Source organism: Sphingomonas sp. Root241 (genome assembly GCF_001428865.1).
Lineage (GTDB): Bacteria > Pseudomonadota > Alphaproteobacteria > Sphingomonadales > Sphingomonadaceae > Sphingomonas.
In genome coordinates, this window is sequence record NZ_LMIV01000002.1 from 193,428 (window position 1) to 217,934 (window position 24,507).

At 66.9% G+C, this 24,507-nt stretch carries 25 protein-coding genes and 1 other RNA gene; 17 read left to right on the forward strand and 9 right to left on the reverse strand.

All coding sequences use genetic code 11. The features are described 5' to 3' along the window. Positions 1-67 precede the first annotated feature (67 nt). The 6 genes from ASE13_RS11535 (at position 68) to pnp (ending at position 5,349) form a co-directional block, all read left to right on the forward strand. Positions 68-487, forward strand: coding sequence for a PaaI family thioesterase (locus tag ASE13_RS11535; RefSeq protein WP_056615688.1), 420 nt, complete (start codon positions 68-70; stop codon positions 485-487). Positions 488-492: 5 nt separating this feature from the next. Beyond that, the gene (rbfA, locus tag ASE13_RS11540; protein WP_056615690.1) at positions 493-888 is read left to right on the forward strand and encodes a 30S ribosome-binding factor RbfA; all 396 of its coding nucleotides are present in this window, start codon (positions 493-495) and stop codon (positions 886-888) included. A gap of 31 nt (positions 889-919) precedes the next feature. Next, positions 920-1,504, forward strand: a complete 585-nt coding sequence (locus ASE13_RS11545; protein WP_056615694.1) for a thymidine kinase — start codon at positions 920-922, stop codon at positions 1,502-1,504. Between the two features lies 1 nt (position 1,505). Beyond that, complete coding sequence (truB, locus tag ASE13_RS11550; RefSeq protein ID WP_056615697.1) at positions 1,506-2,504, forward strand: tRNA pseudouridine(55) synthase TruB; 999 nt, start codon at positions 1,506-1,508, stop codon at positions 2,502-2,504. A gap of 24 nt (positions 2,505-2,528) precedes the next feature. Next, on the forward strand, positions 2,529-2,798 hold the full coding sequence (gene rpsO, locus ASE13_RS11555) for a 30S ribosomal protein S15 (protein WP_056615700.1): 270 nt from the start codon (positions 2,529-2,531) through the stop codon (positions 2,796-2,798). Positions 2,799-2,955: 157 nt separating this feature from the next. After that, positions 2,956-5,349, forward strand: coding sequence for a polyribonucleotide nucleotidyltransferase (gene pnp, locus ASE13_RS11560; RefSeq protein ID WP_056615703.1), 2,394 nt, complete (start codon positions 2,956-2,958; stop codon positions 5,347-5,349). 151 nt (positions 5,350-5,500) lie between these two features. Here pnp and ssrA read toward each other — a convergent pair. Beyond that, positions 5,501-5,885, reverse strand: a transfer-messenger RNA (tmRNA) gene (gene ssrA, locus ASE13_RS19490). A 58-nt stretch (positions 5,886-5,943) separates the two neighbouring features. On the opposite strand from ssrA, the gene ASE13_RS11565 reads away from it, so the two are divergent. Further along, positions 5,944-6,375 (forward strand): RrF2 family transcriptional regulator, encoded by a 432-nt coding sequence (locus ASE13_RS11565; protein ID WP_056615706.1) that lies wholly within the window; start codon positions 5,944-5,946, stop codon positions 6,373-6,375. Here ASE13_RS11565 and mscL read toward each other — a convergent pair. Next, positions 6,372-6,803, reverse strand: coding sequence for a large conductance mechanosensitive channel protein MscL (gene mscL, locus ASE13_RS11570; RefSeq protein WP_056615709.1), 432 nt, complete (start codon positions 6,801-6,803; stop codon positions 6,372-6,374). The genes ASE13_RS11565 and mscL overlap by 4 nt on opposite strands. A 117-nt stretch (positions 6,804-6,920) precedes the next feature. Between mscL and ASE13_RS11575 the strand changes: the two genes are divergently transcribed. From ASE13_RS11575 to ASE13_RS11595, 5 genes are all read left to right on the forward strand, one after another. After that, positions 6,921-7,502, forward strand: a complete 582-nt coding sequence (locus ASE13_RS11575; RefSeq protein WP_056615712.1) for a LemA family protein — start codon at positions 6,921-6,923, stop codon at positions 7,500-7,502. Between the two features lie 65 nt (positions 7,503-7,567). Then, a complete protein-coding gene (locus ASE13_RS11580) occupies positions 7,568-8,005 on the forward strand; it encodes a TPM domain-containing protein (protein ID WP_235536949.1) in 438 nt (145 codons plus the stop codon). Continuing rightward, the gene (locus ASE13_RS11585; RefSeq protein ID WP_056615718.1) at positions 8,002-8,880 is read left to right on the forward strand and encodes a TPM domain-containing protein; all 879 of its coding nucleotides are present in this window, start codon (positions 8,002-8,004) and stop codon (positions 8,878-8,880) included. The genes ASE13_RS11580 and ASE13_RS11585 overlap by 4 nt, the downstream gene beginning before the upstream one ends. Then, entirely contained in the window at positions 8,880-9,548 is a 669-nt protein-coding gene (locus ASE13_RS11590; RefSeq protein WP_056615721.1) for a TPM domain-containing protein, read from the forward strand. The genes ASE13_RS11585 and ASE13_RS11590 overlap by 1 nt, the downstream gene beginning before the upstream one ends. After that, positions 9,545-10,075, forward strand: a complete 531-nt coding sequence (locus ASE13_RS11595) for an NUDIX domain-containing protein (protein WP_056615723.1) — start codon at positions 9,545-9,547, stop codon at positions 10,073-10,075. The genes ASE13_RS11590 and ASE13_RS11595 overlap by 4 nt, the downstream gene beginning before the upstream one ends. On the opposite strand, the gene ASE13_RS11600 is transcribed toward ASE13_RS11595, so the two are convergent. From ASE13_RS11600 to hrpB, 3 genes are read right to left on the reverse strand one after another with little or no spacing between them, the layout of a single operon-like run. Beyond that, positions 10,054-10,407 (reverse strand): nuclear transport factor 2 family protein, encoded by a 354-nt coding sequence (locus tag ASE13_RS11600; protein ID WP_056615728.1) that lies wholly within the window; start codon positions 10,405-10,407, stop codon positions 10,054-10,056. The two genes, ASE13_RS11595 and ASE13_RS11600, sit on opposite strands and share 22 nt — an antisense overlap. After that, complete coding sequence (locus ASE13_RS11605) at positions 10,404-10,685, reverse strand: ETC complex I subunit (RefSeq protein ID WP_056615730.1); 282 nt, start codon at positions 10,683-10,685, stop codon at positions 10,404-10,406. The genes ASE13_RS11600 and ASE13_RS11605 overlap by 4 nt, the downstream gene beginning before the upstream one ends. 28 nt (positions 10,686-10,713) lie before the next feature. Beyond that, positions 10,714-13,230 (reverse strand): ATP-dependent helicase HrpB, encoded by a 2,517-nt coding sequence (hrpB, locus tag ASE13_RS11610; protein WP_056615733.1) that lies wholly within the window; start codon positions 13,228-13,230, stop codon positions 10,714-10,716. 60 nt (positions 13,231-13,290) lie between these two features. On the opposite strand from hrpB, the gene ASE13_RS11615 reads away from it, so the two are divergent. Continuing rightward, on the forward strand, positions 13,291-13,506 hold the full coding sequence (locus ASE13_RS11615; protein ID WP_056615736.1) for a hypothetical protein: 216 nt from the start codon (positions 13,291-13,293) through the stop codon (positions 13,504-13,506). A 15-nt stretch (positions 13,507-13,521) separates the two neighbouring features. Here the strand turns inward: ASE13_RS11615 and ASE13_RS11620 are convergent, their stop codons facing one another. After that, positions 13,522-14,535, reverse strand: coding sequence for a polyprenyl synthetase family protein (locus tag ASE13_RS11620; protein WP_056615739.1), 1,014 nt, complete (start codon positions 14,533-14,535; stop codon positions 13,522-13,524). A gap of 72 nt (positions 14,536-14,607) precedes the next feature. On the opposite strand from ASE13_RS11620, the gene ASE13_RS11625 reads away from it, so the two are divergent. Together ASE13_RS11625 and ASE13_RS11630 are read left to right on the forward strand one after the other, a co-directional pair. Beyond that, a complete protein-coding gene (locus ASE13_RS11625; RefSeq protein WP_056615742.1) occupies positions 14,608-14,889 on the forward strand; it encodes a chorismate mutase in 282 nt (93 codons plus the stop codon). A 172-nt stretch (positions 14,890-15,061) separates the two neighbouring features. Continuing rightward, a complete protein-coding gene (locus ASE13_RS11630; RefSeq protein ID WP_056615745.1) occupies positions 15,062-16,180 on the forward strand; it encodes a glycosidase in 1,119 nt (372 codons plus the stop codon). 21 nt (positions 16,181-16,201) lie between these two features. Here the strand turns inward: ASE13_RS11630 and ASE13_RS11635 are convergent, their stop codons facing one another. Beyond that, the gene (locus tag ASE13_RS11635; RefSeq protein ID WP_056615748.1) at positions 16,202-17,062 is read right to left on the reverse strand and encodes a hypothetical protein; all 861 of its coding nucleotides are present in this window, start codon (positions 17,060-17,062) and stop codon (positions 16,202-16,204) included. A 496-nt stretch (positions 17,063-17,558) separates the two neighbouring features. On the opposite strand from ASE13_RS11635, the gene ASE13_RS11640 reads away from it, so the two are divergent. Both ASE13_RS11640 and ASE13_RS11645 read left to right on the forward strand, forming a co-directional pair. After that, positions 17,559-19,127: an alpha-amylase family glycosyl hydrolase gene (locus ASE13_RS11640; RefSeq protein WP_056615752.1), complete on the forward strand. Its 1,569-nt coding sequence runs from the start codon at positions 17,559-17,561 to the stop codon at positions 19,125-19,127. Next, positions 19,124-20,128 carry a glycosyltransferase family 4 protein gene (locus tag ASE13_RS11645; RefSeq protein WP_056615755.1) on the forward strand — a complete coding sequence of 335 codons (1,005 nt, stop codon included), beginning with the start codon at positions 19,124-19,126 and terminating at the stop codon, positions 20,126-20,128. Before ASE13_RS11640 ends, ASE13_RS11645 begins: the two co-directional genes overlap by 4 nt. Before the next feature lie 197 nt (positions 20,129-20,325). On the opposite strand, the gene ASE13_RS11650 is transcribed toward ASE13_RS11645, so the two are convergent. Both ASE13_RS11650 and ASE13_RS11655 read right to left on the reverse strand, forming a co-directional pair. Then, positions 20,326-23,733 (reverse strand): chromosome segregation SMC family protein, encoded by a 3,408-nt coding sequence (locus ASE13_RS11650; RefSeq protein WP_056615757.1) that lies wholly within the window; start codon positions 23,731-23,733, stop codon positions 20,326-20,328. Positions 23,734-23,758: 25 nt separating this feature from the next. Further along, positions 23,759-24,499, reverse strand: a complete 741-nt coding sequence (locus tag ASE13_RS11655) for a DsbA family protein (RefSeq protein WP_056615759.1) — start codon at positions 24,497-24,499, stop codon at positions 23,759-23,761. Between the last annotated feature and the right edge of the window lie 8 nt (positions 24,500-24,507).

Below are 24,507 nucleotides of genomic sequence, written 5' to 3' on the forward strand. Positions count from 1 at the left end.
GCCTGAAAGTCGGGTGGTTCGCACTGCCCCTCTCCCCAGCCCTCTCCCCTGAAGGGGAGAGGGAGCGATGAATTCGATCTTCGACGATTTCCCCACCCCGTCCTCGGCAAAGCTGCTCGGTTGGGAAGTGCGTGCGGTGGACGTCACGGCGCAGTCGATCGAGATCGGCTTCGTCGCCGATGATCGCTTCCTCAATCCGGCGGGTACGGTGCAGGGCGGCTTCCTCGCGGCGATGCTCGACGACACGCAGGGGCCGGCGCTCTACGCCGCCACCCAAGGCGCAGTCTACGCGCCGACGATCGACTTCCACGTCGTTTGCCTGAAGCCCGCCCGTCCGGGGCGCTTCACCGGCAAGGCGCGGGTGGTCAGCCTCGGCAGGACCATCGCGGTCACCGAGGCGGAATTGTTTGACGAAGGCGGCACGCTTGTCGCCCGCGGCACCTTCACGGGCCGTGTCATGGAAGGCGCGATGGCGCGGCGGGACTGAACCATATGAAGCACAACCAGCCTGAAGAACGCTCCGTCCGCCTGCTCCGCGTCGGCGAGCAGGTGCGCCATATACTGAGCGAGATCCTCCAGCGCGGCGACGTGCATGACGAGACGCTGGCGCGCCACATGGTCTCGATCACCGAAGTCCGCATGTCCCCGGACCTGCGCCACGCCACGGTGTTCGTGAAGCCGTTGCTAGGCAAGGACGAGGAAGCGGTGCTCAAGGCGCTGCGCACCAACACCGCCTATCTCCAGCGCGAAGTCGCCGCGCGGGTGAAGATGAAATACGCCGCCAAGCTCAAATTCCTCGCCGACGAGAGCTTCGACGAAGGCACGCATATCGACCAGCTGCTGCGCGCTCCCAAGGTGGCGCAGGATCTCGGCGAATCCGAGGACTGACTTCGCCGCTGCGGGTCCCTAAGGCTGCTATATGGCCAAGCTCTATTTCTACTACGCCTCGATGAATGCGGGAAAATCGACCACCCTGCTCCAGGCCGATTTCAATTATCGCGAGCGCGGCATGCGCACCTTGCTGTTCACGGCGGGCGTGCATGATCGCGGCGGCAAGGGTGTGATCGATTCGCGGCTGGGCATCAGCGTCCCGGCAATCCCCTTTGAGGCCGAAACCGATCTCCAGCAGATCGCTCAGGACGCGCATTTCGAGGCGCCGCTCGCCTGCGTATTGGTCGACGAGGCGCAATTCCTGTCGGCTGCGCAGGTCCGCCAGCTCGCGGGCTTGTGTGACGAGGACGATATCCCCGTGCTCGCTTATGGGCTGCGTACTGATTTCCAGGGGAGATTGTTCGAGGGCTCGGCCGAACTGCTCGCGCTCGCCGACGCGCTGGTCGAGATCAAGTCGGTCTGCGAATGCGGCCGCAAGGCGACGATGAACGTGCGCGTTGACGATACGGGCCGGGCGGTGCGGCAGGGCGAGCAGAAACAGATCGGCGGCAATGAGCGCTATGTCGCCTTGTGCCGGCGGCACTTCATGCAGCGCACCGGCGCGGCAGGCTGAGATGCACGGCTGGATCATCCTCGACAAGCCGCTCGGGCTCGGCTCGACGCAAGGCGTGAGCGCAGTCAAGCGTGCGCTGCGCGAAGGCGGCTATGGCAAGTTCAAGGTCGGGCATGGCGGCACGCTCGATCCGCTGGCGACCGGCGTGCTGCCGATCGCGATCGGCGAGGTGACCAAGCTCGCCGGGCGGATGCTCGACAGCGACAAAATCTATGAATTCACCATAGGCTTTGGCGCGCAGACCGACACGCTGGATCTCGAAGGGCGCGAGATCGCCACGTCCGATGTCCGGCCGACGCTGGCGCAGGTCGAGGCGGTGCTGCCGCGCTTCACCGGCCCGATCGAGCAAGTGCCGCCGGCTTATTCGGCGCTCAAGGTCGACGGTGCGCGGGCCTATGATCTTGCGCGTGCGGGGGAGGAAGTGACGCTGGCGACGCGGGCTGTGACGATCCAGGCGCTTCAGATCCTCCCCGGCACGGGGAGGGGGACCGCCGCCGAAGGCGGTGGTGGAGGGGGAGCGCCACGGGCGATATCCTGCGCGGAGAGCCCCCTCCACCAGCCTGCGGCTGGTCCCCCTCCCCGTGCCGGAGAGGAATTGCAGGAAATCACCCTCACTGCACACGTCTCGAAGGGCACGTACATCCGCTCCCTCGCCCGGGATATCGCGCTCGCGCTCGGCACCGTCGGCCATGTCACGATGCTTCGCCGCACCCGGGCCGGGCCGTTCGGCGTGGATTCCGCGATTTCGCTGGACAAACTGGCCGATGCCGCTAAGGCCCGCACGCTTGAACACCTCCTCCTGCCGCTGAGGGCGGGGCTGGACGACATCCCGGCTCTATCCCTCACTCCCGACCAGGCAGGGCTGCTCCGACAGGGGCAGGTTCTGGCCGGGATCGCCGCTGAAGATGGCCAATATTTCGCGCTGCTGGAGGAAACTCCCGTCGCGCTGGTGGAGGCTCAATCCGGACTCGTCCGGGTTATCCGCGGGTTCAACCTGTAAAGTGATGTCGTAGGATAAAGACACATGACGATTTCGCAGGAGCGCAAGGACGCGCTCGTCAAGGAACATGGCCGCGAAAAGGGCGACACCGGCAGCCCCGAAGTGCAGATTGCGATCCTCACCGAGCGCATCGTCAACCTGACCGAGCACTTCAAGACCCACGCGAAGGACAATCACTCGCGCCGCGGTCTTCTGCTGATGGTCAACAAGCGCCGCAGCCTCCTCGACTATCTGAAGAAGAAGGACGAGGGTCGCTACGCAGACCTCATCGCGAAGCTCGGGCTTCGCAAGTAACCTGAAAGGGCGCCCTCGCGGCGCCCTTTTGACATTCGAGCCACAGGCAATCCGGCTTGTGGTTCCGGCAGGGATGAAGACCATCCCGAACCGCCCGGGCCGGATAGCCCGGACATAGGCCCCCGCCGCATTGGGCAGCGGGAGTGAAGGAAATCCAATGTTCGACAAGAAGACTGTATCGATCGAGTGGGGCGGCAAGACGCTGACTCTCGAAACGGGCAAGGTTGCCCGCCAGGCCGACGGCGCGGTGATCGCGACGCTCGGCGAGACCGTGGTGCTGTGCGCAGTGACCGCGGCGAAGCATGTGAAGGAAGGCCAGGACTTCTTCCCGCTCACTGTCCATTATCAGGAGAAGTTCTCTGCCGCGGGTCGCATCCCGGGCGGCTTCTTCAAGCGCGAGCGCGGCGCTACCGAGAAGGAAACGCTGGTTTCCCGCCTCATCGATCGTCCGCTCCGCCCGCTGTTCCCGGAAGGTTTCTACAACGAGATCAACTGCATCGCGCAGGTGCTCTCGTATGACGGCGAGAACGAGCCGGACATCCTCGCGATGGTCGCCGCCTCCGCTGCGATGACGCTGTCGGGCGTGCCCTTCATGGGCCCGATCGGCGCTGCGCGCGTCGGCTATGACGGCAGCGACTATATCCTCAACCCGACCGACGAGCAGGTCGAGGCCGGGCTTCTCGACCTGGTCGTCGCCGCCACGCACGACGCCGTGATGATGGTCGAATCCGAAGCCAAGGAGCTTTCGGAAGAAGTCATGCTCGGCGCCGTGATGTTCGCGCATCGCGAATCGCAGCGCGTGATCCAGGCGATCATCAAGCTTGCCGAGCAGGCTGCCAAGGAGCCCTGGGAGCTCAAGGTCCAGGACGACAAGGCCGAAGTGAAGGCCAAGCTCAAGAAGCTGATCGGCAAGGACCTCGAGGCGGCCTACAAGCTGACCGACAAGCAGGCCCGCCAGACCGCGATCAACGACGCGCGGACCAAGGCCCGCGACGGCATGGCCGACCTCAAGGAAAGCGATCCCCAGGCCTATCTCGCCTCGCTGAAGCTGGTGAAGAAGCTCGAGGCGGACATCGTCCGCACCGCGATCCTCAAGACCGGCAAGCGCATCGACGGCCGCTCGACCACGCAGATCCGTCCGATCGAGGCGGAAGCGCACTTCCTGCCGCGCGCGCACGGCTCGGCTTTGTTCACCCGCGGCGAGACCCAGACGATCGCGACCTGCACGCTCGGCACCCGCGACGCCGAGCAGATGATCGATGGTCTCGGTGGCCTCAGCTACCAGCACTTCATGCTGCACTATAACTTCCCGCCTTACTCGGTCGGTGAAGTCGGCCGCTTCGGCGCGCCGGGCCGCCGCGAAGTCGGCCATGGCAAGCTGGCATGGCGCGCGCTGCACCCGGTGCTGCCGACCAAGGAAGAGTTCCCCTATACGATCCGCCTGACCAGCGACATCACCGAGTCGAACGGCTCGTCGTCGATGGCGTCGGTCTGCGGCGGCTCGCTTTCGTTGATGGACGCCGGCGTGCCGATCAAGCGTCCGGTCTCGGGCATCGCGATGGGCCTGATCCTCGAGGGCAAGGAATTCGCGGTCCTCAGCGACATCCTCGGCGACGAGGATCATCTCGGCGACATGGACTTCAAGGTGGCGGGCACGTCCGAAGGCATCACCACGATGCAGATGGACATCAAGATCGCCGGCATCACCGAAGAGATCTTCAAGACCGCGCTGATGCAGGCCCGCGAAGGCCGTGCGCACATCCTGGGCGAAATGGCCAAGGCGCTCGATCACACCCGTGAGGAGCTGTCGGCGCACGCACCGCGCATCGAGACCTTCACGATCGACAAGTCGAAGATCCGTGAAGTGATCGGCACCGGCGGCAAGGTGATCCGCGAGATCGTCGCCACCACCGGCGCCAAGGTCGATATCGACGACGAAGGCGTGATCAAGGTCTCGTCCTCGGATCCGGCGCAGATCGAAGCCGCGATCAAGTGGATCAAGGGCCTGGTCGAAGAGGCCGAGGTCGGCAAGATCTACCAGGGCAAGGTCGTCAACCTCGTCGATTTCGGCGCGTTCGTGAACTTCATGGGCGGCAAGGACGGTCTCGTCCACGTCTCGGAGATTCGCAACGAGCGTGTCGAGAAGGTCTCGGACGTCCTGAGCGAAGGCCAGGAAGTCAAGGTCAAGGTCCTCGAGATCGATCCGCGCGGCAAGGTTCGCCTGTCGATGCGCGTCGTCGATCAGGAGACTGGCGAAGAGCTGGAAGACACGCGTCCGGCCCGCGAGCCCCGCGAAGGCGGCGATCGTGGTCCGCGCGGTGACCGCGGTGACCGCGGTGACCGCGGCGATCGTGGTGACCGTCAGCGTGGCGGCGGCGGTGGCCGTGGCGGCGATCGCGACCGTGGTCCGCGTCGCGAAGGCGGCGGTGACCGCGGCCCGCGCGGCGAAGGCCGTGGCGATCGCGGTCCGCGTCCTCCGCGCGAAGGCGGCGAGGACAAGGGTGGCGACGATATCGGCCTGCCCGCGTTCCTGACCGGCGACCGCGACTAATATATCCGGCGAAAGTTCGGAGAGGATGAAGGGGGCTCGCGGAAACGCGGGCCCCCTTTTTATGTCGCTCGCTGGTTCAGGCTCATTGCAAAGGCACAGGCCTGCACGACTGCGCCCGGCGCAATCGAAGCCGCGACAATTCTATTAGGGAAGTGGGGAGCTTCTGTTGCCCGGTGCTCCCCGTACCGCTGGATTCCGCTTCTGTTGCCCGGTGCGGTCCAACCGCGCATTTTAGTCTAACCTTGGGCCGTTAGGCCGTGGGGTTAGGCCGCAATAGCGAGTGCTTCGTTATCGTTGGCACTTGTGTTTCAGACCGTCACAGTGGCCCACGCTGAGAGATAGTCGGCGCTTTTCAACACACGTCGATCCTGGTTCGGCCCCGTCAGAAACGGTGTCCAGATACACCACCATTTATGGTGGAGCCGCCGGGTACTGCCCCCGGGTCCGCTGCGTCTATTGCACGCCGTCGTTTATCCCCATAGCCGGGCGAACCCGGCAAAACCCATATAGGACGTCCATCGCTTAATGAAAAGGTCAGGTTGGGACCCCTAAGGGGTTCACACCGAGGCAATCACTTGGCATGAAGGGTGCATCATGTTGACGCAGCGTTCCCGTTACGCGCTTCGAGCGATGCTTTTCCTCACGCAGCAGCAGTCCGCCACCGGGCCGGTGCCGATGAATCGCATCGCAACCGAGGCCAATGTGCCGAGAAAGTTTCTCGAGCTCATCCTCGCCGATCTGCGCGAGGCGGACTTCCTGCTGTCGACTCGCGGCAAGATGGGCGGCTATCGGCTCGCCCGCCCGCCGCATTTGATCTCGCTGGGCGAGATCATCCGCGTGATCGAAGGCCCGCTCGCTTTGGTCCCCTGCGTCAGCCGGACCGCCTATCGCCCGTGCAACGACTGCAAGGACGAGGCGAGCTGCGCGATCCGCCACGCGATGGCGCGGGTGCGCGACGAGACGGCGCGCATCCTCGACGGCACCAGCCTCGCCGATGCCGTCGCGGAGGAGCTCGCCGCGGCCTAGGCCGCGCCCCGCTTCTTCAGTTCGTCGCGGATCTCGCGCAGCAGTTCGACTTCCGCCGGATCGGCCGCGGCCTCCGCGCTGCTGCGAAGCACCTTGTTGGCGAAGCGCACCAGCAGGAAGATCATGAAGGCGAGGATCAGGAAGTTGATCACCACGGTGATGAACGCGCCGAAGCCGAGCAGCGGCACGCCCGCGGCCTTCAACGCGGCATAATCGGTCAGCGATCCGGTATAGCCGGCGGGCACCGCCCCCAATGTGATGAAATAGCTCGAGAAATCCAACCCGCCGAAGAGTGCGCCGACCACCGGCATGATCAAATCGTCGGTCAGCGACTTGGTGATCGTGCCGAAGGCGGCGCCGATGATCACGCCCACGGCGAGATCGAGCACGTTGCCGCGCGCGATGAAGGTCCTGAATTCCTTCCACATGGACACTATCTCCGTTTCTGGTCGTTCGACATCGTTACATGTCCGATTTCGCTATCGGGCTCCAGTGTTGCCGTCGTATAAGACACTTCTCGACAAGATCCGGAGGATCACCAGGTGATGAAGTTTCGTGCCGTTTTCGCCCTCGTCGGCGCCGCCCTGCTCTCGGCCTGCGGGCTCAACAGCGTGCCCACTGCCGAGGAAAACGCCAAGGCGCGCTGGGCAGACGTCCAGACCAACTATCAGCGCCGCGCCGATCTGGTCCCCAATCTCGTCGCGACCGTGAAGGGCGCCGCGGGCTCGGAAGGCAAGATCCTCAACGACGTGGTCAGCGCGCGCGCGCGGGCGACGCAGGTCCAGGTGAGCGGCGACGACCTCACCGATCCGGCCAAGGTCTCGGCGTTCAACCAGGCGCAGAACGGCCTGTCGCTGTCGCTGCAGCGCCTGCAGGAAGCCTATCCGCAGCTCCAGAGCCAGGGCAATTTCAAGACGTTGATGGACCAGCTGGAAGGTACCGAGAACCGCATCGCCATCTCGATCCGCGATTATAATGCCGCGGTGCAGGCCTATAACACCCGCATCCGCACCTTCCCCGACGCAGTCGGCGCCAAGATCTTCTATGGCTCGAAGCCGATGACGCCGTTCCAGGCGAAGGCAGGCGCGGAGAATGCCCCGACCGTCGATTTCGGGAACGGCAGCTGATCATTCTGCGGCTCGCTTTCGCGCTTGCGCTGGCGGGCTGCAGTGCAGCGCCGGCGGACCAGCCGGTGGCGTCGAAGACGGCGTTGCCGGCGCTCACAGGGCGGGTGGTGGATGATGCCAACCTGCTCGCACCCGAGCAGGAAGCGGGCCTCGCCGCGAAGTCGGCGGAGCTGGAAAAGGCGACCGGGCACCAACTGGTCGTGGTCACCATACCCAGCCTGCACGGACAGGACATCGCCACCTTTGGCGTCGACCTGGCTCGACGCTGGGGCGTTGGACGCAAGGATATTGACGATGGTGTGCTGCTGATCGTGGCGCCCAACGAACGAAAGGCACGGATCGAAGTGGGATACGGCCTCGAAAAGGCGCTGCGTGACGAGGAGGCGGGCCGCATTCTGCGCGACGCGATCCTTCCGGCATTCCGCGCGGGCGACATGCCCAAGGGTATCGCCGCCGGTGTCGACGGCATCATAGGCGAGATAGGGCCGGGAGCCGGCGCATGAGGTTGCTCCGGACCCTGCTCGCCTTGCTTCTGCTGCTGCCGATGGCGGCGCAGGCGCAGCCCAATTTCCCGAAGCGCGATCGCGAGGCGGTGGTCGATGCCGCCAATCTGCTCAACGATGCGCAGAAGGCGGAAATCACCAAGCTCGCCGAGGACATCAACACCGCGACCACGCGGCAGTTCGTCGTCGCCACCATTCCCGATCTTCAGGGCTACGACATCGCCGATTATGGCTATCAGCTCGGCCGCGCCTGGGGGATCGGGCAGAAGGACGCCAATAACGGCATCATCCTCATCGTCGCGCCCAAGGAGCGCAAGGTCCGGATCGAAGTCGGCTATGGCCTCGAGCCGATCATGACCGACGCGATGTCGAGCAGCATCATCCAGGACACGATCCTGCCGCGCTTCAAGGCCGGCGACATGCCCGGCGGCATCGTGGCAGGCGCGCAGGCGATCGGCGAGCAGATGAAGCTGCCGCTCGAGGCCGCCGAAGCCAAGGCCAAGGCGCAGGCCGACAAGGCGAGCACCACGCACCGGCAGAACCGGCGCAGCGGCGGCGGCTTTCCGTTCGGATTGCTCTTCTGGGGAATCATTCTCCTCTTCGTCATCCTGCCGATGTTCGGGTTCAGCCGGTTCGGCAAGCGCCAGCGGCAGGGCCCGTGGGGCGCGCGTCGCTATCGCGGCGGCAATGACGGCGGCGTGCTGCCGATCATCCTGTGGAGCATCGCCAGCGAGATCAGCCGCGGCGGCGGCTCGTCGGGATGGGGTGGTGGTGACGGCGACGGTGGCGGAGGCGGCTGGGGCGGCGGCGGTGGCGGCGGCTTCTCCGGCGGCGGCGGATCGTTCGGAGGCGGTGGCGCCTCGGGGAGCTGGTGATGCGTCTGACCGAAGCCGATCATGCGCGGGTGAGCGCCGCAGTCACCGAGGCCGAGCTCGCCACCGACGGCGAGATCGTCGCGGTCGTGGCGGGGCGCTCGGACGCCTATCACGATGTCGCGCTCCACTGGACGGTGCTGGCGATGCTGCTCGTGCTCGCGCTGCTCGCCTGGCAGCCGGCGCCGGTCGAATGGCTCCACGCGCATCTGATCGACGCCTGGTCGGAAACCCCGCCGCGCTGGTATCTCACCTTCGCGCTGATTCTGATGGCGGTTACCTTCCTCGTCGCCCGCGTCATTCTCGCGCTCGATGCGCTCAGGATCGCGCTCACGCCGGGGGCGACCAAGTCGCGCCGCGTCCACGCCCGCGCGCTGACGCTGTTCCGCGCCGCCGCCGAAAAGCGCACCAAGGCGTCCACCGGCGTGCTGCTCTATCTGTCGCTCGCCGAGCACCGCGCCGAGATCATCGCCGATGAATCGATCCATTCGAAGGTGAGCGCCGAAGTGTGGGGCGAGGCGATGGCCGCGCTGATCCTCGCGGTGAAGGACGGCCGACCGGGCGACGGCCTCGCCGAAGCCGTCGCGCAGATCGGCAAGGTGCTTGCGGAACATTTCCCGCGCAGCGAAGGCGACACCAATGAACTTCCGGATCGCCTGATCGTCCTATGAGCATTCCCGAAGAGCCGGTCGAGACCGTCTGGCAAGGCAAGTGGATCGTCGCCAAGCGGCAAGGCAAATGGGAGTTCGTCGCGCGGGCCCGCGGTATCGAAGCGGCGGTGATCCTCGCGGTCGACGAGGACGATCATGTCCTGCTCGTCGAGCAATATCGCGTGCCGCTCGGCCGGCGCTGCCTCGAGCTTCCCGCCGGCCTGATCGGCGATTCGCACGACGGCGACACCGCGATGGACGCGGCACGGCGCGAGCTCGAGGAAGAGACCGGCTATCGCTGCGAGCACGCCGAGGATCTCGGCTTCTTCCACGCCTCGCCCGGACTGGTCACCGAAGGCTTCACGCTCGTCCGCGCGACCGGGCTCACCAGGGTCGGCGACGGCGGCGGCATCGAAGGCGAGGACATCCTGGTGTACCGCATCGCGCGCCGCGACGTGCCGGATTTCGTCGCCGCGCGGCGTGCCGAAGGCGTGGCAGTCGACGTCAAGCTGCTGCTGTTGCTCGCTCAGTCGCTGCTGGGCGGGTAGAGCATCTCCGCGCTCAGCCGGTCCCAATAGCCGCGCTGGAAGACGATCCGGCCTTCGACGACGTGGAAGAAGCCGCAGCCGCGCAGCCCTTTCGGGTCGCGCCATTCGAGGATCGCCCACGCGCCGTCGGTGAACTTGTTCTCGACGATGCAGACCATTTCCGCCGCGGCGAATTCGGCCGCGAACATCGCGCGGATCGCATCGCGCCCGGCAACGGGCTCGCGCACGACCTGATGGTTGACGGCATCGGGATGGTACAGGGCCGCGAGGGCGTCCGGATCAGCGGCATTGAATGCCGCGATCCAGCGGTCGAGCACCTCGATCGGCGTCACCGGAAATTGTCGGCGTAGGCCTGCAGCTTGAGTTTCCGCGTCGGCGCGGGGACGACGTGAAAGGCATAGCCTTCGCGTTCGGCATATTCCTTTGCCGCCTCGAGCGTCGGAAAACCGATGCGGACCTGATTCGACGTGTCGCCGCCGCCGTTCCACCCGGTCAGCGGATCGGCCTCCTGCGGCTTCTGCGGCTCGAACTCGAGCATCCACAGATCGGTGCGGGCGCGCCCCGACTGCATCGCGTTCTTCGGGCGCTGATAAATACGGGCGGTCTTCACCTGGGGCCTCCAATGGATCCTCAGTGCCTTAACGCGGCGCGGCGTTCCGTGCATCAGCATTTTTGGTGCGCAATGTGGCCGAGGCATTTGCCGGGTCGTCGGGCCAGGGGTGCCGGGGATAGCGCCCGCGCATTTCCTTGGCGACCGCCGCCCAGCTTCCGCCCCAGAAGCCGGGCAAGTCGCGCGTCGTCTGGATCGGGCGGCCGGCAGGCGAAGTGAGGCTCAGCACCAAAGGCGTCCCGTCGCCCAGCATCGGGTGCGTCGCCAGTCCGAACAGCGCCTGTACCCGAACCTCCACCGTCGGTCCCGCCTCGGCGGCATAGTCGATCGCATGGCTGGAGCCGGCGGGCGTATCGAACCGCGCCGGGGCGAGACGATCCACGGTCTTCTGCCCCTCCCAGCCGAGCAGATTCTGGAGCGCCTGGGTCAGCGCTTCGGGCGCCACGGCATCCAGCCGGCGCTTGCCCGCGAGCGCCGTGGGGAGCCAGTCGTCGAGGTTTGCCAGCAACGCCGCGTCGCTCAGCGTCTCGACTCCCGCATAATTTGCCCGCGTTCGAAGCGCCTGCGCGGTTTCGGACCAGGGCAACAGCGCGAGGCCATGTTCGCGCACGCCTTCCAGCAATGCCGCCTCGATCTCCGCGGGGCTCGCGGCCGAATCGCTCCCGCTCGAAAGCCGGAGGGCGCCGAGCCGGCGCTCACGCAGCGCCTCGACTCGGCCAGTCGCCGGATCGAAGCGGACGCTGCGCCGCGTCTCGATCCGCTCGCCGAACAGCGCCTCGACCGTTTCGACTTCGATCTCGGCAGCGGAGAGGATGCGCGCACCTGCGGCCATGCCCTGCGTCTCCGCCACCGCCAGCCACTGCGCGCGCGCCAGTGAGGAACTCGGATCGAGCCGGAATCCGCGCCCGCCAACCGAAGCCCAGGTCTCGCCGGAAGCGTCGCGGCGGCGTGCGATCCGGTCCGGGAAGGCGAGTGCGACGCAGGTGGCCAACTCCCTCTCCCCGCTGGCGGGGAGAGGGCTGGGGAGAGGGGGAGCGCGGTGCGTGTGCGGTTCAGGCCCCTCTCCCCGACCCTCTCCCCTGAAGGGGAGAGGGAGAAGCTTGCTCCAGCGTTCGGCCAGCTTTCGCCCATTCTCCGCCCGCACCCCGCGTTCGCTCCGCCAGCGCCGCAGCCGCAGTTCGAGATCGGGATCATTCCCCCCAAGCCCCCGCTCGCCGAGCAGCACCGCAACCTGCGCGGCGGTGCGCGCTAACCCCATCTCCCCGGCACGGACCAGCATATGCCCGAGCCGCGGCGGCAGCGGCAGTCGCGCGATCGCCTTGCCGTGCGGGGTCGGCCGTCCATCTTCGTCGAGCGCTTCCAGCACGGTCAGCCGCCTGCGCGCCTCGTTGACTGCCGCCTCGGGAGGCGGATCGAGCCAGGCGAGATCGCGCGGATCGGCGACGCCCCACAAAGCGCAATCGAGCATCAATGCCGAGAGATCGGCCTCGAGGATCTCGGGCGAGTCGAAGCGCGGTAGCCCCGCGGTCGCCGCTTCCTCCCACAGCCGGTACGCCACGCCCGGCCCCTGCCGCGCCGCGCGACCGGCACGTTGCGTGACCGAAGCCTGGCTCGCCCGCTCGGTGACCAGCCGCGTCATCCCCGCGGCGCGATCGTAACGCGGCCGCCGCGCGAGCCCCGAATCGACCACCACCCGGATCCCGTCGAGCGTCAGCGAAGTCTCGGCGATCGACGTCGCCAGCACCAGCTTGCGCCGCCCTTGCGGATCGGGTGCGATCGCCGCGCGCTGGGCGCCGGGGTCGAGGCTGCCGTGCAGCCGGTGCAGCACCACGCCGCTCAGATCGCCGAGCCGTTCGGCAGTGCGCTCGATCTCGGCGACGCCGGGCAGGAAGGCGAGCACCCCGCCTACTTCCTCGCGCAGCGCAGTGCGGACCGCCGCCGCCACCGAATCCTCGATCCGCGCCTCGGCGGCGCGGCCGAGATGGCGCAGTTCGAGCGGATAGCTGCGCCCCTCGCTCTCGATCACCGGCGCGTCGCCCATCAGCGTCGAGAAGCGCGCGCCGTCGAGCGTCGCCGACATCGCGACCAGCCGCAGATCGGGCCGCAGCGCCGCCTGCGCGTCGAGCGCCAGCGCCAGCCCGAAATCGCTGTCGAGGCTGCGTTCATGGACCTCGTCGAACAGCACCGCCGATACGCCCGCCAGCTCGGGATCGGTCTGGATGCGATTGACGAAAATGCCTTCGGTGACGACCGTCACGCGCGTCGCCGCCGAGCGCTTGCTGTCCATCCGCGTCGCATAGCCGAAGGTCTTGCCGACGCTCTCGCCTGCCAGCGCGGCCATCCGCTCGCCCGCCGCGCGCGCCGCGAGGCGCCGTGGCGAGAGCAGCAGCACTTCGCCGGTGCACCAGGGTTCGGCGAGCAGGGCCGGCGCGACCGCGGTGGTCTTGCCCGCACCCGGCGGCGCTACCAGCACGGCGTTGCTCGCGGCCCGCAATGCGGCGAGCAATCGGGGCAATATGGCGTGGATCGGCATTGTCTCGCTCATCGCGCGCAACCATTTCCCCAAAGCCGGGTTTGGCGCAATCGAGGCAAGGAGCACGCAGACATGGCAAGGACCCTGGCACAGTTCACGATCACCCCCGTCGGCGACGGCGACTATACGTTGCATCTCGAGGACGACGACGGCGAAACGCTGGAATTCACGGCTGGATACGAGCAACTCGACCTGATCGTCGAGGCGATCGAGGAGCAGCTCGACAGCGACGAAGAGGATGTTCTCGGCGTCGACGACGACGAGGACGAAGCCGAAATCGAGGAATAGGGCCCGGAAGGACCCTCAGTAGGCCCGGGCCACCGCGAACTCGACTGCCTCGACCATCGCATCCTTCGCCGCCCCCGGCGCGAAGCCGCCGAGCGCGTCGATCGCGCGCTGGCCGTAATGGCGGGCGCGGGCGAGCGTGTCGTCGACCGAGCGGCTGGCGCGGACCAGGGCGATCGCCTCGGCGAAATCCTCGTCCGAGGAGCGGCGCCCTCCGATCGCATCCTTCCAGAAGGTACGCGCAGCCTCGTCGCCCCGGGCGTAAGCGAGGATGACCGGCAGCGTCATCTTGCCCTCGCGGAAATCGTCGCCGGCATCCTTGCCCATGGTCGAGGCGTCGGAGATGTAGTCGATCGCGTCGTCCACCAGCTGGAAAGCGATGCCGAGATTGCGGCCATAAGTATCGAGCGCGGCCTCCTCGCCTTCGTTGCGCTCGGCGACCACCGCGGCGATCCGGCAGGCGGCGGCGAACAGGGCCGCGGTCTTGGCGCCGATGATGTCGAGATAGCGTTCCTCGGAAATGTCGAGCCGGCGCACCGCGGTGAGCTGGTTGACTTCGCCCTCGGCGATCACCGCGCTGGCGTTCGACAGGATCTTGAGCACCTTGAGGCTGCCGTCCTCGACCATCAGCTCGAAGCTGCGGCTGAACAGGAAGTCGCCGACCAATACGCTGGCGGGATTGCCCCAGATGATGTTCGCGGTGCGGCGGCCCCGACGCAGGTCGGACGAATCGACCACATCGTCGTGGAGCAGGGTCGCGGTGTGGATGAACTCGACCGCGGCGGCGAGCTTGTGGTGGCGCGCGCCCGAATAGCCGAGCAACTGCGCGCTCGCGAGCGTCAGCATCGGCCGCATCCGCTTGCCGCCGCCGGCGATCAGGTGCCCGGCCAGCTCGGGGATCAGCGGGATGTTCGATTGCATCCGGTCGAGGATGACCGCGTTCACCAGGTTGAGATCGTGCGCCACCAGCTGCAGCATCGGTTCCAGCGAAGGCTCGGGGCGCGAGCCCAGGCGATGGATGGTGGCGCTCATGGGGCGGCTCTGGCGCGTGGCAGCCGCAAAGGCAAGGCTTGCGTAGCGTCGCGGCGCGGGCAAAAGGGGCACATGCCCGACGAGACGCTCAACCGCTATCGCCAGAGCATCGACAATATCGATGCCGCGCTGATCCACATGCTCGCCGAGCGCTTCAAGGTCACCCAGGCGGTGGGAGCTTATAAGGCGACGCATGGCCTGCCCCCGGCGGATCCCTCGCGAGAGGAAGCCCAGATCGCGCGGCTTCGCGGTCTGGCCAAGCAGGCCGATCTCGATCCCGAATTTTCGGAGAAGTTCCTGCGCTTCATCATCGACGAAGTGATCCGCCACCACGAGCGGCTCCAGGGGAGATAAAATCTACGTCACCCCCGCGAAAGCGGGGGCCCATCTCGTGCACTCTACAGCGTTACGACAGCGGTATGTGCCTGCTGCGCTTGCCGGAGATGGCCCTCGCTTTCGCGGGGGTGACGACAGTGCGGAACACGATCGCGCATCCACCGTTCGACAGGGCAAGAAGGGGAGCTGGGTGAGCACTGACGATTATCTGATCTTCCGTCCCGACGATGTCGATCTCAGCCGGTCGCCGCTCCGAAAGTCGATCCGCGAGCCGACCTATGTCCTCGGCGCGTTCAATCCCGGCTTCACGCGGCTGCCGAACGGCAATCTGCTGTTGATGGTCCGCGTCGCCGAGGCGCTCGCGGAGCCGGTCTCCGGCGATTGCGCACGGGCTATCCGCTGGACGCCGGGCGGCTATGTGCTCGATCGGCACGCCTTGCACGGCATCCACATGGACGATCCGCGCCAGTTCGCGCTCAGGGACCGCAACCCGCGCCTGCTCGGCCTGACCTCGCTTTCGTGGCTGCTCCCGGTTGAGCTGACCGGCGACGCACGGCGCATCGTCGCGGTGCATTACGACAAGGCGATCGGGCCCTCGGCGAGCTTCCTCGAATATGGCGTCGAGGATGCGCGGATCAGCCTGGTCGGCGGCAGCTGGTGGATGACCGTGTGCGGTGTCTCGGCCGAGCGCCACTGCACCGCGATGTACCATTCGGTGAACGGCCTCGACTACAGATTGCTCGGCGTGGTGCTCGATCACCAGAACAAGGACATGCTGCTGTTCGAGGGCAAGGTTGACGGCAAGTACATGGCGCTCACCCGGCCCTTGGGCGAAGTCTATTTCGCCTATCCCGAGGATAGCGAATGGCTCGGCGGCCCCGCGATCAACATGGCGCAATCGCCCGATGGGCTTCACTGGAAGCCGCTCGACACCCCCGGCATCCGCGCCCGCAAGGGCACGACCTCGACCCAGCGGATCGGCGGCGGCAGCCAGCCGGTGCTGACGCCCGATGGCTGGATGCTGATCTATCACGGCGTCGAGAAGCAGGGCGCGGTGGGGATATATCGCAGCTTCTGGGCGCTGCTCGACCGCCACGATCCGAGCAGCATATTGCGGCTGGAGGACGAAGCGCCGCTGCTCGAGGCCGATCCGGCGCTGACCCGCGACATCGCCCACCAGATGTACCTGCCGACGCCCGTGGTGTTTACCACGGGTGTGGCGGATGCGGGGGACAGCTATATCGTCGCATCGGGCGAGGCCGACCTGGCGTGCCGGATCACCTATCTCCCGAAGGAGCGCTTCCGCTGAAGCGCTCCTTCCCAATTGCGCCTATTTTCCGGCCGCGGCGCCCATGACGAGGGTATTCACGACATTTCCGCTCGTGTCCTTAAGGATGATCTGCGAGTTCGCGTAGAAATCGATCGCGAGCGTTTCGGTCGTGACGATGGAAGTCGGCAGCCCCGCGGCCTGCATGACCGCGTTGATGTCCAGCCCCCAGAAATGGTGGCCCTTGTACGTGTCGCCATAGTTGATCGCGGTCATACCGGCCAACGTGAGCTGATAGACGATCTGGATCTGCAGCACGCCCTTGCTCGCTTCAAGCTCGGCCTCAACGGCTTGGCCGGGTTGTAGCGTCACTACCACACCCGAGCTGGTGCCCAGCGTCACGGTCTCGCTCTCCGATCCGCCCTGCTCCCATGTCTCGGTGAACGACATCGACGTTTCCCCGCCCGCCCCCGAGCCGAGAAAGCCGATCTCATAGGAAATCGTCTGGCCGATTTCGAGCGCGCTCGAATTGGTCCAATTGCTTTCCGTGCCCACGGCTACTTCCTGGGTGATGCCGGTGTTGAACTCGGCGGGAACGCTGCTGTCGTTCTTGAATATCTGCGAGCTCAATATCGCCGGGTTGCCCGAAACGCCGAGAATGGTCGCGCTCTGCACCGCCAATGTGGTCTGGACCTGCTGCCACCCGTAGGTCTCGTACAGATCCCCCCACGGCGTCGGACTGCACAAAAAGGCGTCGTCGGGAGCCTCGCCGAAATAGGTCGCCACCGCGCCCTTCAGGCTCGCGTCCTCGATGCTGAAAGCAGCTCGCTCGCCGTCGGTGATGATGTGCAGATCGGTTCCCGATACGGCGACAGTAGACGACTGGGCGTCGGGTCCGGCGTTGACGCTGATTGTCAGGGGCATGGCTGTTCCTTTGCTGAGAAGCGGAGGGAATCGGCGACGTCGATCGGACGCGGCAAATGAAGACTCCTCCGTCATGCGATCGACGGAAGAACATGATACTATTCAGGTATGACTCGTTTAATTGGATCGAAGGTGTATCGAACAGGTAAAGATACGCAGGACTGGGGTGCGACCCTGAGACCTATCTATTAACCCTGTTAATCACCGCGATGTGCGCCCGTGGCTGATAATGAGTCAAGTTACAAAATACTGAGAATTTATTTCTGAAAAGCGCAGCGCGCCGGCCGACGACCCTGGCACGTCACAAGACGACAAGCGGATCGCTCCGAATTGATCCTAACCGGAGCACCGGGAACGGAGCCGCACTCGTGACGTTCGGCGAGGAGAGATTTGCCGAACGGGCCGGTTCTGCTCTAGAGCGGAGGGCCCATGTCCCGGGGGTAGGATTGCGCCACGACAGCCGCCTGATATTCGCGCTTGACCGGGAGCGTGGCCGATGAGCGGCGCGCTTTGGTGGCAGAGCGGGGTGATCTACCAGATCTACCCGCGCAGCTTTCAGGATTCCAACGGCGACGGCGTCGGCGACCTCGCCGGAATCGAGGCGCGGCTCGACTATTTCGTCGATCTAGGCGTGGATGCGATCTGGCTTTCGCCGATCTTCCTCAGCCCGCAAGCCGACTTCGGCTACGACGTTGCCGACTATTGCGGGATCGATCCGCAGTTCGGGACGCTGGCGGAATTCGATTCGCTGCTGGCGGCGTGCCACGCGAAAGGGCTGAAACTGCTGCTCGACCTGGTTCCCAACCATAGCTCGGAGGCGCATCCCTGGTTCGTCGAGAGCCGGGCGTCGCGCGAGAGCCCGAAGCGCGACTGGTATATCTGGCGGGATGCCGCGCCCGATGGCGGCCCGCCCAACAACTGGATCAGCGACTTCGGCGGATCGGCCTGGGAATATGACGAGGCGACCGGGCAATATTATTACCACGCCTTCCTGAAGGAGCAGCCCGACCTCAACTGGCGCAACCCCGAACTGCGCCGCGCGATGCTCGACGTGCTGCGTTTCTGGTTCGATCGGGGCGTCGATGGCTTCCGGATCGACGTGCTGTGGCACATGATCAAGCACCAGGATTTCCCCGACAACCCGGCCAATCCGGCATACACGCCCGCAATGGGTGAGATGCACCGCGTGCTCCAGCTCCACTCGACCGACCAGCCCGAGGTCCATGGCATCGCCGCCGATATGCGCCGTGTCGCCGACGCATATTCCGAACGCGTGCTGGTCGGCGAGATCTACCTGCCGGTCGATCGGCTGATGCACTATTACGGCCGGGGCGAAGCGGGCGTGCACTTGCCCTTCAACTTCCAGCTGATCGAGGCGCCTTGGGAGGCGCGCAGCCTCGCCCGGTTGATCGCCGAATACGAAGCCGCGCTGCCTCCGGGCGGCTGGCCGAACTGGGTGCTCGGCAACCACGATCGCCCGCGCGCCGCCACGCGCTTTGGGGAAGCGCAGGCGCGGGTCGCGGCGATGCTGCTGCTGACGCTCAGGGGCACGCCGACGATCTATTATGGCGACGAGATCGGCATGGCGGACGTGGCGATCCCCCCCGATCAGGTGCAGGATCCGCGCGAGCTGCGCGAGCCGGGGATCGGGCTCGGCCGCGATCCGGTGCGCACGCCGATGGCATGGGATGCGAGCGCCCATGCCGGCTTCTCCAGCGCCGCGCCGTGGCTTCCGCTCCATCACGACTGGCGCGCGTGCAACGTCGCTGCCCAGCGTGGGGATCCGCGCTCGATGTGGCGGCTCTATCACGACTTGCTGGCGCTGCGGCGGGCGCGTCCCGCTTTGTCGGTGGGCGATTGGCTGCCGATCGAATGCGCCGGCAGCCTGCTCGCCTACGAACGTCGCGCCGGCGACGAACGGCTGCTGGTCGTGCTAAACCTCGGCGACGCCGCCGAAAGCTTTGCGATACCCGAATGGGCCGAGGGTTTGTCGGTTCTGCTCACCACCGGGACCGGCGACGATCCTGCGGTATTGGGCCCGAACGAAGGCTATATTCTCGGATGAAGATCGCGATGCTGGCGCCGATCGCGTGGCGCACGCCGCCGCGGCATTACGGCCCATGGGAGCTGGTGACGAGCCTGCTCACCGAGGCGCTGGTCGCGCGCGGAATCGGCGTCACTCTGTTCGCGACACAGGACTCGATCACCGCCGGCAAGCTCGCCGGGGTGGTGCCGCGCGGCTATGAGGAAGACCCTGCGATCGACGCCAAGGTCTGGGAATATGCCCATCAGTCGCATCTGTTCGCCCGCGCGAAGGAATTCGACCTGATCCACAACCAGGCCGATTTCCCGGCGCACGCTTATGCGCCGCTGGTCGACACGCCGATGGTGACGACGATCCACGGCTTCTCCTCGGATCGCATCCTGCCGATGTACAAGCCGTTCGAGGATCGCGTGCATTTTGTCGCGATCAGCGAGGCCGATCGGCACCCCTCGCTAAAATATGCCGCGACGATCCACCACGGCATCCGCCTCGACGAATTCCCGTTCGATCCGGAGGGGAGCGACGACCTGCTCTTCTTCGGCCGCATGCATCCCGACAAGGGCGCGGCGGAGGCGATCCATGTCGCCCTTTCCACCGGTCGCCGGCTCGATCTCTACGGCATCATCCAGGACCAGGGCTATTTCGATCGCGAAGTGCTGCCGCACGTCGATGGCGAGCGCATCCGCTATCTCGGCCCGGTCGGTGGCGAGCAAAGGCTGCGCGCGCTCGGCAAGGCCAAGGCGCTGCTCCATTTGATCAATTTCGACGAGCCCTTCGGCCTGTCGGTGATCGAGGCCATGGCCTGCGGCACTCCGGTGATCGCGATTGATCGCGGCAGCATGCCCGAGTTGATCACGCTCGAGACCGGCATCCTCGTAAAATCGGCCGGCGAGGCCATCACCGCACTGGGCGAGATCGACGGCATCGACCGCGGCGCCTGCCGCCGCCGGGTGGAAGCGCATTTCTCGGTCGGGGCGATGGCCGACAAGTACATCGCTTTATACGAGCGGATCCTGTCCTGACCCCCTCTCCCACAAAGGGAGAGGGAGGGAGCCAGCCTTGCAATGTAGGATTTCGCCTGCTCCACTGTGGCGCGCTCCTGCACGCGCCGCTCTTTGAAGCAATCAATCGTCCAACAGGATGGCGTAACAATCTGTCGCCGCCCGGCAAGTTTCTTTCACAAACCGCGGGCAAAGTGCGAAGTTAAGCCCACGAAATCCTACTCCGCCGCCAGCAAAGTCTCCGCGCCGCCCAGGTCCACCGACACCAGCCGGCTCACCCCGCGCTCGACCATGGTCACGCCGAACAGCCGGTGCATACGGCTCATCGTCGCGGCGTTGTGGGTGACGATCAGGTATCGCGTAGCGGTCTCGTGGGTCATCGCTTCAAGCAAGTCGCAGAAGCGCTCGATATTGGCGTCGTCCAGCGGCGCATCGACTTCGTCGAGCACGCAGATCGGGGCCGGGTTGGTGAGGAACAGCGCGAAGATCAGCGCCACCGCGGTCAGCGCCTGCTCGCCGCCCGAGAGCAGGGTCAGCGACTGGAGCTTCTTGCCCGGCGGCTGCGCCATGATCTCGAGCCCGGCCTCGAGCGGATCGTCCGAATCGACCAGTTCGAGATGCGCCTGTCCGCCGTTGAACAAGGTGCTGAACAGCCGCCGGAAATGCACGTCGACTGCCTCGAACGCGGCGAGCAGCCGCTGTCGCCCCTCGCGGTTGAGCGTCCCGATCGATCCCCGCAGCCGATTGACCGCCTGCGCCAGCTCGTCGCGTTCGGCGGCGTTGCTGGTGAAGGCGGCCTCCAGCTCGGCGAGCTCGGTTTCGGCGACGAGATTGACCGGCCCGATCCGCTCGCGCTCGGCGCTCAATTTTTCGTGCGCCGCGGATTCGTCCTGCGGGCTGCGCACGCTCTCCGCCTCGAACCCCGCCTTCTGGGGCAGCAAGGGCGGCGGGCATTCGAAGCGCTCGCCCGAGAGGCGCCCCATCTCGATCCGCCGCGCTTCCTGATTCTCCGCCCGCGCAGTCGCGCCGGCACGCGCCTCGCGCGCCTCGGCCAGGCTTTCATTGGTGGCGCGAACGTCGCCTTCGGTGGCACGCAGCGCGGTTTCGGCCTCGCGCTCCGCCGCCTGCGCGGCCGCCGATTCGGCGCGGGCGGTCTCGGTCGCCGCTTCGGCTTCGGCCACTGCAGCGTCGAGCTCGGCGGGCCGGGTCGCGATCGCTTCGCTCTCCTCGGCCAGTTCGGCGGCGCGCTTGTCCATCTCCGTCGATCGCCGCGCCGCCTCGCCCGCGCGCGATTTCCAGCTGCGGCTTTCGGCGCCCGCGGCAGCGAGCCGTTCGCGCGCCTGGCCGATCTCGCGCTCCAGCGTCCCCCGCTCGCTGCGCGCATTGGCGGCGGCGGCGCGGCGTATCTCGGCTTCGGATGACAGCGCCGCGACCCGCCCGCGTGTCGCCGAACCGTCGGGCAACGCGGCCTTGGCTGCTTCGGCGCGGGCGAGTTCGCCCGCCGCCTCTTCCTGCTCGGCGGCGATGCGGGCGCGGCGCGATTCGAGATCGGCACGCTGCGATTCGAGCCGTTCGAGCTGCGCAGTCGCGCGGTCCTCGGCGCGACCGGCCTCGCGGCCCGCATTCTCGGCATGGTCGAGCACGCGGCGGCAATCCATGGCGGCGCGGCGCGCCTCGGCGATGGTCTCGTCGATCCGCGCCAGCTCGATATCGGCGGCATCGACGGCGCGCACCGCGGCGGGGCGCGCCTTCTCCAGCGCGGCGAGCCGATTGACCCGTTCGAGTCTTTCGGCCGCCGCCGCCCCGCCCGATTTGGCGACATAACCGTCCCAGCGGCGCAGCACGCCGCCGAGCGTGACCAGCCGCTGGCCCACTGCGAGCGGCTGGCCGGTATCGGTCTCCCCCACCAGCACCTGCGCCAGGCGGCGGGCGAGCCCCGCAGGTGCCTCGACATGGCGCGACAGCGGCGTGGTGTCGGCCGGTGCGGCGGGATCTCCCGGTACCGGCTCGGCGCCCGCCCAATAGCGTTCGGCACTGGCATCGAGCCCCGCTTCGAGATCGTCGCCCAACGCGGCGGCAAGCGCGCGTTCATAGCCGGCGTCGACCTTGAGCCGGTCGAGCAGCCGATCCTTGCCCGACGGCCGCGTCGCCTTGGCGAGTGCGGCGGATTCGCTGTCGAGCTGCGCCAGTTCGGCATGCGCGGCGGCGCGTGCGGATTGCGCCCGGTCGCGCGAATCGATCGCGCTGCGTTCGCTCGCATCGGCGCGGGTCAGGCCCGCGCGCGCCGTTTCCGCCTGCCGCAGCGCCTGCGCCCGTGCCTCTGCCGCGCGCGCCTTCTCGGCCTTGAGCGGCTCGGCGTCGCCCAGCGCGTGGATCTCGGCATCGACGCGCGCCTGGTCGCGCGCCGAGCGCTCGGCGCGGGTGCGTGCCGCGATCAATGCGGCTTCCGCGACCCGCGCGTCTGCCGCCTCGCTCGCCTGCGCTGCCAGCGCCTGGGCAAGCGCCACCTCGGCATCGCGCGCTGCGCGCTCGGCCTCGGCCAGCGCGGCGTCGAGCATGGGCATTTGCGCGCCGGCCTCAGCGATCCGCGCTTCCAGCGTGCTTGCCTCTTCGGCGAGCCGCGCCAGTGCCTCGGCGGCATCGTGCGCGAGCGCGCCTTCGCGGCTGCGGTCCTCGGCGAGCCGGATCGCGGCGTCGCGCAGCTCCACGATCCGCCGCTCCACCGCCGCGCGCTCGCTGCGGAGCGTCGCCAGCCGGTGCATCGCCTCGGTGGCGCGGTCGCGGACAGTGAGGGAATCGGCGCGCACTCCGGCGAGTGCTTCCGCCGCCGCCTGTTGCCGCGCGGCAGCGGCGTCGTGCGCCTTCGCGCGTTCAGCGACCAACGCTTCGGCGGCAGTGGCCTCCTTCTTAGCCGCGTCGGCAGCCTCGGCGGCATCGCGCCAGCGCGCGAAGATCATCCGCGCCTCGGCGACGCGGATACGATCGGAGAGCTCGCGATAGCGCTCGGCCTGCCGCGCCTGGCGCTTGAGCGCGGCGGCCCGCGTCTCCTGATCGCCGATCACTTCGTCGAGCCGGGTCAGGTTCGCCTCGGTCGCGCGGAGCTTCTGCTCGGCGTCGCGGCGGCGGACGTGCAATCCCGCGATCCCGGCCGCTTCTTCGAGCATCGCCCGGCGCTCGGCGGGCTTGGCCGAGATGATCGATCCGATCCGCCCCTGGCTCACCAAGGCCGGCGAATGCGCGCCTGTGGCCGAATCGGCGAAGACCAGTGCGACGTCCTTGGCGCGGACGTCGCGGCCGTTGAGCCGGTATGCCGAACCCGTGCCGCGCTCGATCCGGCGGACCACTTCGAGTTCGTCTTCCTCGCCCGCCTGTTCGGCAAGGATCGAGACTTCGGCGAAGTCGCGCGCTGGCCGGGTCGCGGTGCCGGCGAAGATCACGTCTTCCATGCCCGCGCCGCGCATCGACTTGGCGCTGTTCTCGCCCATCGCCCAGCGGAGCGCCTCGAGCAGGTTCGATTTGCCGCAGCCATTGGGGCCGACGATCCCCGTGAGGCCGGGTTCGATGCGCAGATCGGCCGGATCGACGAAGCTCTTGAAGCCCGTCAGTCGCAGCCTTTTGATCTGCATCGGCGCCGCCCCCCGCGGTTTGTCGTCAGCGGGCCCCGGCCGCCTGCAACGCTGTCTCGACCTGCGACCACATCGCCGCGTCGACTGCCTTGCCGTTGATGAAGAAGCTCGGCGTGCCCTGGACGCCGCGATTGTTCGAGGCATCCGCCATCACGTCGGCGATGCTCTTGATCGTCGCCTGATCGGCGAGGCACTGGCGCGCCTTTGCCTCGGGAATGCCGCGCTGCTTGACGAATTCGATCGCCCCCATTCCTTCGGCCATCGCCGCGGCGGCCTGGGGCGGCGTCATCGTCTGGAGCTGCTGCATGAAGGATTCCGGCAGCGCAGTCATTTTCTCGCCGAAGCCTGACTGGTTGGCGAACATCTGGTCGAGCATCGGGAAGAACGCATCCGTGCCGACGCACTGGTTGAGCAGGGCGAGCGCCAGATCGGGCGGGCCGTGCAGCGGGAAATCGCGGAATTCGTAGCTCACCTTGCCGGTCGAGACATATTTCTGGCGGAGCGGCTCGACGCCCTCGGCGGCGAAGCGGCCGCAGGTCGGGCAGGTGCGCGAGCCATATTCGACGAGCTGGATCGGCGCATTGGGATTGCCCTGGCGGAAGCCGGCCTCCGGCGTCTTGCTGACCACATCGACCCATTGCTTGCCCGCCGGCGGCGCGACGTTGGCGACTGGAGTGCTCGACGTCACCGGAGTGGACGCATTCTCGGTACCGCTGCCGCAGGCCGCGAGCGCGAGAAGGGGGAGCAAGGCGAGGGCAAAACGCATATTCGTGT